Origin of the sequence: Methanosarcina spelaei, from assembly GCF_002287235.1 — an archaeon.
Classification (GTDB): Archaea; Halobacteriota; Methanosarcinia; order Methanosarcinales; family Methanosarcinaceae; genus Methanosarcina; species Methanosarcina spelaei.
Genome location: NZ_LMVP01000046.1, coordinates 1 through 13,099, shown reverse-complemented (window position 1 = coordinate 13,099; position 13,099 = coordinate 1). Strand labels below are relative to the sequence as shown.

Here is a 13,099-nt window from a genome sequence, read left to right as displayed (position 1 = left end):
CAAGCAAAGTAACAGAAGTTTACCAGCTATAGAGTTACCGTCATAGAGTTACCGTCATAGAGTTACCGTCATAGAGTTACCGTCATAGAGTTACAAACCATAGAGTTACAAACCATAGAGTTACAAGCCATAGAGTTACAAACCATAGAATTACAAGCCATAAAGTTAGCCACAGAGTTACAAGCTTGAATGTCACCACTTCAGGAATCCGTAGTAAAGCTTTATTACCCGCTTATCTGATCTTTCTAAATTAGAATGATACAGGTCCAAACGGTCTATGAATCGATATATCCATTCACAAATTATAAATATCGAGATTTTTACTTTATTATTGGGGTTTGTGTGGCGGTTAGGAACAAGAATTTGAATAAAAATCGATATCTAATGTCGTAAATTTAAGACTCTGATATCTAGTCTCGTAACGTCTAAGATTCAAATCTTGTGCCGTAACATCTAATATTCAAGTATCTGATGTCGAAACATCTATGTTCCAAAATGAGATCCAAGACGTGGATGCCTTAACACCTTACACCAAATTCCCGGATATACGGATGAAATTTATTATCTTATATAGCTTACCGGGGAAAGACTCTTCGGGAGGGGTAGTATGGCTATGGTGAAAATGTCTCCTGATGTATTTTCGTGTTCTGATGACAAGGGAAACCTGGAAATCCAGATTAATCTGCCTGGAGTAAAGAAAGAGAATATTGAACTAAAGATGGTTGAAGAAGGATTTTTCGTAAGAGCGAAAAGAGAAGAAACCGGAGTCGAATACGCCGGAACTTACGCGTTCTGCTGTGGGGTTGTCTCTCAAAAGGCAGTTGCGAGATACTGCGATGGAAAACTGTTCGTGATAGTGCCCTATAGAGAAAGCTCAGAAACTGTCAATGTTGAAATTCAGTAAAAGATATCCAGGCGTTGGAATTCAGTAAAAGAAACTGTAAACTTGAAATTCGGTAAAAGAAACTGTAAACTTGAAATTCGGTAAAAGAAACTGTAAACTTGAAATTCGGTAAAAGAAACTGTAAACTTGAAATTCGGTAAAAAAAACTGTAAACTTGAAATTCAGTAAAAAGGCAAATAACAAGATCGTATCGATATTAGTATTAGCTACTGCAAATTGAACTTTTAACCTGGAAAGAACACGGTGGAAGGAAAATGCATCCAGTAATCGACTATAAAGAGTGTACCGGGGCTCTTGCTTGCTACGAAGTTTGCCCTGCAGAAGTTTTTGATATTGAAGAAATTGATCGAGTAAAAAGAGCAGTTGTAGCCCGCCCGGAAAATTGCATAGAGTGTTATCAGTGTGTGGAAGCCTGTCCGGAAAATGCTATCGAACTTGTTGAAGATTGAGCTGAGTAATCTCCTGAGAATCCTCCGCAGGGACACCAGAAAAAAGTCATTCTTTTGCTCAGGTTCAAATCTGCCAGGATACCTATCATCTGTGCCCTGAGGAACGATACCGTTTGCTGGTTCATCAAGGTACAGGCAAAAAATGTAAGAAGAAAAAGCAAGGAGATTTCTTGCTTTTTCCTTATTCTCAGTAACCTGTCAGGTGTTTATGGAGCTGGATTTGTCTCTTGGACTTTATCAACAGTACTGGACTCTTCGCTCCCCACAATTTCCTTCACATATATATTTTTCCAGATAGAAGAGGAGTTAGAAGAGGAGTTAGAAGAGATATTCGTCGTGTTGAATTCTACAAGAGAGTTTTCTTTATACTCCCAGTCAATATCTGAAGAAAACTGAATAGACCCTATAATGAGCTGTTCTCCATTGGGGCTCCACTCTCTAAAGATATCATGTCTACCTTTTATTGTAGGCGTTATCTGAGTGAGATTAGAACCGTTAGAATTAACAACGAATAAAGGAGCAGCTACATTTTGACATTTTGAAGGGCCTGGTTCATTTTCAATGATCTTTCCGGTATCAGGATAAAGGGCAGATGTGAACACTATCATATCTCCAGACGGACTTATTGAAAATTGTTTAACCTTTTCAAGAGGGTCACAGAATAAATTCCAGAAATAAGAAGATGTAAGTCCGAAGCTGGTTATAAAGGTCAAATTGGTTCCATCGGTATCGATTGAATACAGCTTATTTTTATCTTCAACGAATAATATTTTCTTTCCATCAGGGAACCATTTAGGTTCACTAGCATTGCCTTCATACAAAAGGCGCTTATTGTTCTCTTTTCCTTCCACGATATAGAGATTATCTTTCTGATTCACCAGAAGAAGTGAACCATTTGGCTGCCAGTATTCTTTTGTCAAGATACGTTGTTCACTACCATCGTAATAAGAAATGTTTCCTTTCAATTCCGAACCGTCAGTATTAGATATATAGGTTTGCAAATTGAAGCTCCCTGGTAAACCCGAAACCAGGATTATTTTTTTTCTGTCAGGACTGAGCGAAAACTTGCAATACTTTTTATTTTTATTCTCGGGCTGGAAAGTCCGAATCAAGTCTCCACTCTCGTTGATAAGATTTACAGTTCCTTCATCTGTAGTAATGAAGATTTTGTCAGAATCATACCAATCGGGCTGTGGATATGTATCTGAAGAAATTTCGCTGGCATTTGTCCCGTTTTTGCTTGCAATGTAGACTTTAGTTGAGTGGTTTTCGGGATTATCCCATTCAAATGTGATTTTACTGGAATCAGGGCTCCACTCAAGATTTCTCTGAAAACCAATATTCCCAATGTTTTCTAATATGTCTGAAATGTCATTATAGTTGGTCCCTACACTCTTCAAATCAGTACCATTGGGATTGCAAATTATGAAACAATTTCCAGAGTTTTTTGGGCCAGCAAATCTTGAGATTTGGAAATACATCTTATCTCCGGATGGAGACCACTCTGCTCCGGGTATAGAATAACTGTTTAATTCTTTTACTCCATAATCGATTTCTCCGAATGTATGGGATTTCGTATCTAATAGATATTGCCTGTGAATATTATTTGAAAAGGAAATCGATTTGGAAGAGGTAACCAGTAAGTATCGTCCATCAGGGCTCCATGCTGTATAACTTACTGAGAATCCTTTTTCTTTCGGAAGAATATCTTCAAACTGTATAACTTTAAACTGTGTATTATTGTTAAGCTGTGTATTGTTAAGCTGTGTGTTGTTAAACTGTGTGTTGTTAAACTGTGTGTTGTTAAACTGCGTATTGTTAAACTGTGTATTGTTAAGCTGCGTATTGTGTGTATCGCTAAGCTGTGTAACACTAGAATTTTGATCTTCTGATACTGAGCCGAATGTTACACTGGCAGAAAGTAATAATAACATCATAATCAATATACTTTTTAACATTAGAACCCCATCCAAGCTTATTTATTTGTAAATTACTTTATGACGAAAATTGCCTGATATTATCTGATTATCCATTTCTTTTCATTTCGTTCAATTTCTTTTGAAAATTAAAGATCAAACCTTCAAATGTTTCAATCACTTCCATTCATACTCGATCCATGTCGAAAGATTCCTCTAAGCAGACTCAGCTTTATTGCTTTTTTTCGATTTCAATTTCACAAAGTAAGATGCTCAGGTCAACAAATAGTCAATATCACGTTAACATCGAGTCAACAAATAGTGCAAAACTTTGTGAGACAGGACATTCATTCTTATTATGTTGTCTGAGCTTGAGATACCCCGTTCCCTTTGACGTGATCTTTTTATTATTTTCAGCAAAAAGTTTGTTTGCTTTTCATTGAGATATATCCCCAAAATTCCTTGCACCATAAGATGGATGATTCCATACTTTTATTAGTGAACTTTGCTGATACCTTTTCGGAATCAGAGGGTGCGGAACAATTAGAAGCCGGAACACTTTCGAAAGTCAGACTACCCGGATCAGCTTCATCCACTCCACCAATGATTTTCTCAAGCGTGAATCCCTCTAGTTTGTCCCCAATATTGAGTGTTCTGGCATTTGCATAGTCAATAAGCCAGATTCCATCGATCCAAACAATACTTTTTTCTGTACCCACGAATAACTGTTTGACGTGAACTTTCATAACAACAGTATCGTTCTCACCCTGAACATTGTCAAGGGCAATATTCCATGTCTTGTTGTCTTCGGAACTTATTGAGATATTTTTTTCCGCAACATGTTGCCCGTTCCTGGTGAGTTCGAGCAAAACAGTTTCATTGACAATATCAATCTTTTTAGCTTCAAGAGCGTATCCATGGCCAAGATCCAGGTTTTCTTTGGGTTCGAGGGTATAAGTTTCGTTACTATCAAGAACGAGCTTAGCAAGCTTGTCAATATTGGACTGCCAGATTGAGCTATTATTTGCAAACAATGGAACATAGTTCTCTTCAAATAACCTAATTAATGGGTACTGTTCATTAGACCAGCTAGAGCATTTATAATTTGTACCGACAATATTACAGGTTACAGAAGAATTATTCATGTCATTTTTGAAAACAAGACCTCTCAGATTAGATTTATCTACTCCGCTCGTGATTTCCTTAAGTGTAAAATCTCCCAATTTGTCCCCAATATTGAGTGTTCTGGCATTTGCATAGTCAATAAGCCAAACTCCGTCGATCCGAACAATATTGTTTTCTACACCTGCAAACAATTGGTTGACATACACTTTCATGACAACAATATTGTTTTCACCCTCAACATTGTCAAGAGTGACATTCCATGTCTTGTTATTTTCCCCGGTATTAACTGAGATATTTTGACTCGCTACAAATTTTCCATCTTTAGTGAATTCTAGCCAGACAGTTTCATTGTCAATATCGATTTTCTTGGCTTCAAGAGCATAACCATTTCCGAGATTTAATTTTTCATTGTTTTTGAAGGTATAAGTTTCATTGCTGTCAAGAACGAGTCTGGCAAGCTTGTTAACATGTAAGTCCCGTATATTTTCGCTATCATTGAACAGCGGAACATATTTGTCTCCAAACAGATCGATTACAGGGTATTGTTCGTCAGACCAGCTCTCGCACTTATAATCCGCATAAACAACATTGTAAGTACTGTTATTACTGCTAGCGGTGTCTGTTGCGCTTGCAGTGCCTGCTGCAAACACAGTTAAGACAACAAGAGCAGCCAGTAAAATTGCTGTATGGTTCTTCATTTGTTATTTTTCCTCCTTATTTTTGCAGATACTTTCTAAACACTTCACATTTCACTTCACTTTCACTTCACTTTTCACTTCACTTTTCACTTCACTTTTCACTTTACTTTTCACTTTACTTTTCACTTTACTTTTCACTTCACATTTCAAATATTGAAAAATCTAGCATAGCCTCGGCTAATAGTTGATCACTGTCGATCAAAAACCTGGAAAATGTAAGAGCTCTTTCCGGACTCCTAAATTTTCGCAATTGTTGCTAGATTAATAAAAACTTCAGTCTTGCAGTCCAGATGGACTGTTTAAGAAGGAGAAGAGGTATTTCCTGTCTCTCCTCTCTTGAGTTTTTCCAGTGACTCCTCTGCAGCAGTCCTTACAAACCCGTACTCATCTGGGTCCGTGCTTATCCGGTTCAAGCCTTCCATTGCTTGTTGTCCTCCCAGTATCCCAAGAGCTCTAACCTCAGAAACTCTGACTTCTTGTTCTCTTTCGGTCTCAAGAGCCTTGAGGAGAGGTTCAACAGCTTTCCGATCTCCAAATTTCCCAAGGCCTTCTGCAGCACTTTTCCTCACTCTATAGCTTTCATCTTCAAGTAAGGAAATCAAAGGTTCAATCGCTCGAGAGTCTCCTATCTCAACCAGAGAATTCACAATATTTTCTCGTACTAACCAATCTTTGTCTGCAAGAGTGGCAATAAGAACGTCTACAGCCTCAGGGTCTCCAATATCTCCCAAAGCCGTAATAGCAGCACTCTGGAGATTTTTGTTCTTTGACTGGAGGAGCCCTTCAAGAGAAGGTATTGCCTCCCTGCTTCCTAACCTTCCAAGAGAGCGAGCAGCTTCTTCCTGTACCTCGGATTTACTATCCCCAAGAGCATTAATCATGAGCTGTTCGCTCATGGCAACCTGTTCAGGCTCTTCAAAAGAACTCAGACTACGAATGGCTTCTTTTCGAACCTCTGGAACCTCATCATTCAGCATTTTAATCAAGAGAGGAACAGCAGCAGGGTCACGGTTAGATTCAAACACAGTTATGGCATTAGTCCGAACTGTGGGGTTACTGTTCCGCAGCTTTTTAGCTACTTTTTCAAATACATCTTCACTTTTAAAGCTGCCAAGCGTATTGGCAGCCGAACATCCGAGTTCTTTATCACCCAACAGATCCAGAAGAGTATCTGTACAAGCCGGATCTCCGATTTCTTCAAGGGCATATATAGCTTGATGGCGTATATCGGGATTACCTTCATGCTGTGTTCTAGCATCATCACGATCCATAACTTCACAAATCGGCTCAGTTGCCCTGGGGTCCTTCAATAACCCAAGCGCAATTACTGTAAAGCGAACTACTTCCACGTCTTCGTCCTTTAATAGTTCAATAAGGGGTTCAACAGCCTTTATGTCTCCAATTTCTCCAAGTGAATAAGCTGCATTCCTACGAACCTCAGGAGAGGGATCATCGAGGATTTCCATCAGAGGTTCCACAGCTTTTTTATCTCTTATTTCTCCAAGGGCAAGAGCAGCATAACTGCGTACCTGCGGATTTTCATCTTTTAAAGCTTCAATAAGTGATGAAACTGCAGGTTCCCCAATATCAATAAGTGCATTAGTCGAAGCTGAAGCAACCTCCTTATCTTTATCCCCTAGACTTCCAACTAATTTCTCTGCTCTGGTTTTAAGAGGATCCTGGCCAAGACACCCAGCACATATACTGGAAAGCAAAACTAAGAGAAGCAAGAGTTTTGCATATCTGCTGCTGCAAAATTGACTTCGCTTTTTCATATGCATCACCTGGTCTCCTCCTTTGGAGGGATTAATAGTTCGGCAAAAGCCACCTGATTCTGCCATTTGGCCGTTACATTAACCTTGAAGCGGTCCTCGCTGCTCCCTATCACCACGTTCTTGACAGGCATGTAAGATTTTCCCGAAGGTTTGCTATGTGCAATTTCCACAATTGCATAGGGATAGTCGGGCCAGGTCCACAGAGGACTTTTATCTTTTTCTCCTGCATCATAAAATTCGGAAGATGTAAGCACCAGTTCTCCGGTTCTCTCGTTTGTTACTGTAAGGTTTGTTGACACGTTCCTCGCATTGCTAAGCCCTTTGTTAATAATATAGCCATAGATCCTGTAAACATCAGAATTGTTTTTGCTTTCCATTTCGTATTCCAGCTTAAGGTGAATTTCTGGAAACGGGATATTTACAGGATACGTTTCTTCATCCAGAAGCCTGCTATTCTGAACGACCCTAACCTTCACAGGGTACTCCCCTGGAAGCTTATACCCAAGCCATACTTTGACCGAATTATTTCCTGGAACAAGCTTTATCGGCTTCTGAAGAGAAGCTGATCCTTCATCCCATGGATTTGTTGAATTATTGGAGATTATCAGCCTTGGTGTTGAGTAACTCACCCCATTTTCATCCACAAAAGCGTTCTCAATCTCAAGCCACACATCCACTGGCTTTAAACCGTTATTTTGAAGCGTTATGTTCAGTTTTCCAAGGTCACCTGCCCCAAAAGGAGAAGCATACATATCAGTAATTTTTACATCGGCCCCATCTCCATAGTACCATGACCCTCCCAGAACCAGAGCCAATAAAACAACTGAAACCGAAATAAGAGCACTTTTCTTCATTTCATTTCACCCCTCAGCCCCACGTTATCTTTAAGCTCATCAGCTATCGAAATGCAGTTTGTAAGCCCATATTTTTTCTTTGTTATTATGCCTCTCTTTTCCAGGTTCATGAGAACTCGAGAAACTTTGGCTTTGGAAAAGTCAAGAGAATTTACGAGTTCATTCTGGAGAATTCTTCCTCCTTTTGCTGCAATCAGTTCAATGGCTTTCCTCTCATCCCCTTCAAGAGCTCGAAGAAGGACATCTGTAGGGTCGATGTTAGCCCTGGGCAAAGTTTCCTCAACAGCAGAATTTTCAAGCTCTAACTCAAAAACTTTCTCAGGAGATTTCTCTGCGATAACGTTGAGAGCCGCTATCTGTGCTGCCTGTCCGGTTACTGAAAGCTCAGAACCCTGAACCCCCAGGTACAGTAGAACCTGAGCTAGCGCCAGACCTCCAAAAAATCCGGAAAAAAGAAGAATATACGCTTCTTTTACGGTATACACATACGGGATATCCACAACCTTGAACGTATCCCCTTCAAGCTGGATTACCACTGGTGAATCCTCAAGGAGGAGATTAATAGCTATAGTGCTCGAAATAAGCAGGATACCCACAGCCAGCATGAGTCTTTTCCGTTCCTGGGCCGTCTTACCACCTCATTTACTACTCCCAGTATGTACGAAACAAATGTTATAATTTTACTATGACCAGGCCCGAAACGTCTCAGAATTCTGCAACCACAGCCATTCGATAGCGAAAAGATTTTTGAGAAGGATTTGGGAAAAACAGAAAATCTACCTGCAACCCTTTTAAAAAAAGGCTTGAGCGAAAACTCCAGTAACGTTTGGGTTTGAAAAACTTATCCCCTAACCCTATAGGCGTGATAAACCGGCGCAACGGTTTCGGGTCAACAGTTTCGGGTCAACGGTTGACCTAGAAAAGTCACAGGTCATTCTTGAGTATTAACCTCAAGTCCACAGAAAGTGCGCCTTTTCCTTTTTCAAAAACCATCATAGGGTTTATCTCAAACTCTTCAATCTCCGGAAAATCGCAAACCAGGCTTGAAACTCTGAGAATTATGTCTACAAGCGCATCAATGTCAGAAGGCTTTTCCCCTCTGATTCCGGCAAGGAGTGGATAGGTTTTAATCCCTGTGATCATATCTCTGGCTTCTCTTTCGTCAAAAGGGGCTATCGCAAACCGGATATCTTTAAGAATTTCTATATATATTCCACCAAGACCGAACATCATCATTGGCCCAAAAGTGGGGTCGTGAACCATTCCTAGAGTTACTTCTTTGCCGCCTGAGAGCATTGGCTGAAGCTGTATACCTTTAAGGGATGCGTCCAGTAATTTCTTTGAGATGTTATCCATTATGTCCTGATAGGCAGCTTTTACTTCAGCAGCATTTCTAAGGGAAAGTTTGATTCCTCCAATATCGGATTTATGAGAAATCTGCGGAGAAACAACCTTCATTACAAGCGGATAACCTATCTCTTCTGCGGCAATTACAGTTTCTTCTACAGTTTTTGCAAATATAGTATTTACTACAGGAATGCCGTAAGCTTTCAGAATGTCAAAAGCTTCAAGGCCCAGTATGTACCGGTTCTTTTCTCTGGCAGTCTCAAAAATCCTGGCTACCAATATCCGATCTGGTTTGGGTGTTTGAGGGAAAAGATCCACCTGTTTCATAATCATATGACAGCTCAAGGACAGTTATTCTTTGGGTATTAATATTATGACAATAAAAACTACAACTCTCGAAGGTAAAAAATTATTTTTCAAAAATCAGAAAAAGTGGTAGAAGAAAAAACAGTGAAAGAAGAACAAAATCAGTGGAAGCAGAAGAACAAAATCAGTGGAAGCAGAAGAACAAAAACAGTGGAAACAGAAGGACAAAAGCAGTAGAAACGGAAGAACAAAAACAGCAGAAATTGAGTTCGTAACAGCAAACCCTACATCAAAGCAAGTTCAACAAAAAAGTACAGCTTAAGCTTTTAATGAGACTAAAAGTTAAAAATAGAAAAAGTAAAGGAGAGTTCCCCTTTACTATCAAACAGGTACCGAACTACGCAGTTTAGTTTCGGTCTCAACAATTTCCTTTGTTTCCCTTGCAATGGCAAGTTCTTCATTGGTTGGGATGACAAAGACCCTTACCTTTGAATCAGGGGTACTGATATCGATTTCCTGGCCTCTGATCTTGTTCTTTTCCTCATCGATTTTTATACCAAGACCATCAAGGCCGGCAAGGATTCTCTTTCTAATGCTTGCGCTGTTTTCTCCGATACCAGCAGTAAAGACCACCGCATCTGCACCATTGAGAGCAGCCAAATACTCACCAATAACCTTCTTAACCTTATATGCAAAAACTTCAAGGGCAAGCTCGGCCCTCTCGTTACCGTGAGATGCTGCCTCATCAAGGTCCCTGAAGTCATTGCTGATCCCGGAAACTCCAAGTACACCGGACTTCTTGTTCATGAGAGTGTCAACTTCTCTGCTTGAGAGGCCTTCTTTATCCATAACGAAGGGAACGACTGCCGGGTCAATGGAACCGCATCTGGTACCCATTGCAACCCCTTCAAGAGGAGTAAAGCCCATGCTTGTATCAACAGATTTTCCGCCTTCCACTGCTGCAATACTTGAACCATTTCCAAGGTGACAGGTGATAACTTTGGTATCTTCTATAGGCTTTCCGAGCATAAGGGCAGCTCTTCCGGCAACGTACTTGTGAGAAGTCCCGTGGAAACCGTATTTTCGTATTGCGTGCTTTTCATACAGATCATATGGCAAAGCATACATGTATGCATATGCAGGCATGGTTTGATGGAATGCAGTGTCGAAAACAATAACCATAGGCGTTCCAGGCATAATTTCTGCACAGGCTGAGATTCCCATCATGTTTGGAGGATTGTGAAGGGGTGCCAGTTCAAAACAATCTTTGATAGCCGTTTCTACACCCTCATCAAACAAAGCAGATGTTGTGAACTTCTCTCCACCGTGTACAACCCTGTGCCCGACCGCGTTGATTTCACCCATATCTTCGATGACACCAAATTCCGGGTCCGTAAGAGCCTTGACAACTTCTTCAAGAGCTACTTTGTGGGTTGGCAAGTCAATCTGCTTTTCCAGCTTCTTGCCATCAAACCTCTTCTGAGTAATGATCGAGTTATCGATTCCAACCCTTTCGCAGAGACCGACTGCAAGAGGGGACTCATTGGTCATATCAATTAATTGATATTTCAGGGATGAGCTTCCTGCGTTTATTACCAATACCTTCATGTCTAAACCCCAATTCATAGATTGCTTTTAATTTACGTTTTATATATACAATAAAATATTTTATATATGAAAGTCAATAAAAAGCTTCCTAAAACGTTCATAAATATAGAAACGTTTGAGATTATTTATTGTCCTGTGCTGCAGCCTGGACGCAGGTAATTGCAACGGCACCGACAATGTCTTCGTCGCTGCATCCTCTGGATAGGTCATTAATTGGCTTGGCAAGTCCCTGAGTTATAGGGCCATAAGCTTCAGCCTTTGCAAGCCTTTGGGCAATCTTATATGCAATGTTTCCAGCGTTGAGGTCGGGGTATATAAAGACATTGGCCTTGCCTGCAACAGGGCTTCCTGGAGCCTTTGAAGCTGCAACTTTGGGAACAATTGCTGCATCTACCTGGAGTTCTCCATCGATTGCGATATCAGGGGCGAGTTCCTGTGCAAGCTTTGTGGCAGCAACTGTCGCCTCGGTCAGTTTGCTGTGTGCGCTTCCCTTGGTGGAGTAAGAAAGCATCGCAACATATGGCGTATCCTGAACCAGCAATTCAAAGGTTTTTGCAGAAATAACAGCAATGTTTGCAACATCTTCCACACTGGGCATTTCGACCATACCCGAGTCAGCAAAGAGGAATGTCCCATCTGACCCGTATTCACAGTCCGGTACGGCAATGATGAAAAAAGCAGATGCTAGAGCTGCACCAGGAGCAGTTTTAACGATCTGGACAGCGGGTCTAAGTGTATCAGAGGAAGAGTGAGCAGCACCTGAGACTACACCGTCGACTTCACCGAGTTTGGCCATCATAACAGCGAAGTAGACGTAATCCTTCATAATCTCGGCTGCGCTTTCGAGTGTAACACCTTTATGTTTTCTCAGCTCGTGGAAAGCCTGAACATATTCGTCTTTTCTCTCATATGTTTCAGGATTTACAATTCTTGCTTTTGAGAGGTCAAGATTTCCAGCAAGGGCCTTGATGTCCTCCTCCTTACCGACAAGGACGACCTTTGCAATACCTCTTTCGAGAATCTTGGCAGCTGCCTGGAGGGTTCTTATATCTTCAGTTTCAGGTAAAGCAATTGTTTTGTCGAGTTTCTTTGCTCTTTCACTGATCTTTTCTAGAAATGTTACCAATCAACCAACCTCCTATATAATTGGAGTAGTTTAAGTTAGCTGGGTCTTAATATATAAATTTACGTAAAATGGATAGAGATATATATAAAAATGAAAAATATATATTTAAAACACCCAGCGCCGTTTTAAGTGCAAGTTTTTATCTTGAGATATTTAATGATCTGGACTAATTTTATATCAGATCCGTAAGACTTAAGACAATATTACTGAATATCAATGATAAATTAATATAAAAGAGTTCCGGAATGATTTCAATGAAGATACTTGGAATTTCAGGTAGCCCTCGAAAAGGTCAGAACTGTGAGAAAATGATTGCAGCTGCTCTCGAAATTGCAAAAGAGAGAGGCTTTGAAACCGATACTGTTTTCCTCTCAAAAGAAAAAATTGCCCCCTGTAAAGTATGCGGAGCTTGCATAGAGAAAGCTTCCTGCGTTATTGAGGACAGTATGGAGGAAGTTTATGAGAAAATGAAAGCTGCAGACGGTATAATTGTTGCATCGCCAGTATATATGGGGAATTATCCTGCCCAGCTTAAAGCCCTGTTTGACAGAAGTGTCCTTCTTCGCCGCAATAACTTTACACTTAAAAACAAAGTTGGAGCAGCTCTTTCAGTTGGAGGTTCAAGAAACGGGGGTCAGGAAAAAACCATTCAGTCAATCCACGATTGGATGCATATTCACGGTATGATTGCAGTTGGCGATAATTCTCATTTCGGTGGAATAACCTTGAACCCGGTAGAAGAGGACTCCATTGGTATGCAGACTGTTTCCGAAACTGCAAAAAAACTCTGTGAGGTTCTGGAACTTATCCAGAATAACAGAGATAAGGATTGAATGAAAAATTGTAAGTAGAAAAGGCTGAGAACAATGAAAAAAGAGATAATTGAAAATAACGAGAAAAGGGAAAGTTGAAAATAACGAGAACAGAGAAAGTTGGATAATCCATTTTTATCCGATTGATGTTTTAAAACACCTGAATGTTAGCATTTCCT

12 protein-coding genes are annotated in these 13,099 nt (G+C 40.3%); 4 read left to right on the top strand and 8 right to left on the bottom strand.

Annotation, left to right across the window (positions count from 1 at the left end; genetic code table 11):
• The first annotated feature begins 607 nt into the window (after positions 1 to 607).
• On the top strand, positions 608 to 904 hold the full coding sequence (locus tag ASJ81_RS03800) for an Hsp20/alpha crystallin family protein (protein ID WP_095643318.1): 297 nt from the start codon (positions 608 to 610) through the stop codon (positions 902 to 904).
• Between the two features lie 254 nt (positions 905 to 1,158).
• Positions 1,159 to 1,353 carry a 4Fe-4S dicluster domain-containing protein gene (locus tag ASJ81_RS03795; RefSeq protein WP_095643317.1) on the top strand — a complete coding sequence of 65 codons (195 nt, stop codon included), beginning with the start codon at positions 1,159 to 1,161 and terminating at the stop codon, positions 1,351 to 1,353.
• A 206-nt stretch (positions 1,354 to 1,559) separates the two neighbouring features.
• Here the strand turns inward: ASJ81_RS03795 and ASJ81_RS03790 are convergent, their stop codons facing one another.
• From ASJ81_RS03790 to ASJ81_RS03765, 6 genes are all read right to left on the bottom strand, one after another.
• Complete coding sequence (locus tag ASJ81_RS03790; RefSeq protein WP_245859765.1) at positions 1,560 to 3,311, bottom strand: hypothetical protein; 1,752 nt, start codon at positions 3,309 to 3,311, stop codon at positions 1,560 to 1,562.
• A gap of 371 nt (positions 3,312 to 3,682) precedes the next feature.
• Entirely contained in the window at positions 3,683 to 5,092 is a 1,410-nt protein-coding gene (locus ASJ81_RS03785) for an S-layer protein domain-containing protein (protein ID WP_095643315.1), read from the bottom strand.
• 299 nt (positions 5,093 to 5,391) lie between these two features.
• The gene (locus tag ASJ81_RS03780; protein WP_095643314.1) at positions 5,392 to 6,873 is read right to left on the bottom strand and encodes a HEAT repeat domain-containing protein; all 1,482 of its coding nucleotides are present in this window, start codon (positions 6,871 to 6,873) and stop codon (positions 5,392 to 5,394) included.
• Entirely contained in the window at positions 6,873 to 7,721 is an 849-nt protein-coding gene (locus ASJ81_RS03775) for a hypothetical protein (protein WP_095643313.1), read from the bottom strand. Before ASJ81_RS03775 ends, ASJ81_RS03780 begins: the two co-directional genes overlap by 1 nt.
• Positions 7,718 to 8,326, bottom strand: coding sequence for a helix-turn-helix transcriptional regulator (locus ASJ81_RS03770; protein WP_095643312.1), 609 nt, complete (start codon positions 8,324 to 8,326; stop codon positions 7,718 to 7,720). The genes ASJ81_RS03775 and ASJ81_RS03770 overlap by 4 nt, the downstream gene beginning before the upstream one ends.
• Before the next feature lie 319 nt (positions 8,327 to 8,645).
• On the bottom strand, positions 8,646 to 9,401 hold the full coding sequence (locus ASJ81_RS03765; RefSeq protein WP_095643311.1) for an acetate--CoA ligase family protein: 756 nt from the start codon (positions 9,399 to 9,401) through the stop codon (positions 8,646 to 8,648).
• Between the two features lie 160 nt (positions 9,402 to 9,561).
• On the opposite strand from ASJ81_RS03765, the gene ASJ81_RS24140 reads away from it, so the two are divergent.
• Complete coding sequence (locus ASJ81_RS24140) at positions 9,562 to 9,696, top strand: hypothetical protein (RefSeq protein WP_275112527.1); 135 nt, start codon at positions 9,562 to 9,564, stop codon at positions 9,694 to 9,696.
• A gap of 59 nt (positions 9,697 to 9,755) precedes the next feature.
• Here ASJ81_RS24140 and ASJ81_RS03760 read toward each other — a convergent pair whose 3' ends face one another.
• A complete protein-coding gene (locus ASJ81_RS03760; RefSeq protein ID WP_095643310.1) occupies positions 9,756 to 10,982 on the bottom strand; it encodes an acetate kinase in 1,227 nt (408 codons plus the stop codon).
• 121 nt (positions 10,983 to 11,103) lie between these two features.
• Complete coding sequence (pta, locus tag ASJ81_RS03755) at positions 11,104 to 12,108, bottom strand: phosphate acetyltransferase (RefSeq protein ID WP_095643309.1); 1,005 nt, start codon at positions 12,106 to 12,108, stop codon at positions 11,104 to 11,106.
• A gap of 254 nt (positions 12,109 to 12,362) precedes the next feature.
• Between pta and ASJ81_RS03750 the strand changes: the two genes are divergently transcribed.
• A complete protein-coding gene (locus ASJ81_RS03750) occupies positions 12,363 to 12,941 on the top strand; it encodes a flavodoxin family protein (protein ID WP_095643343.1) in 579 nt (192 codons plus the stop codon).
• Positions 12,942 to 13,099 lie beyond the last annotated feature (158 nt).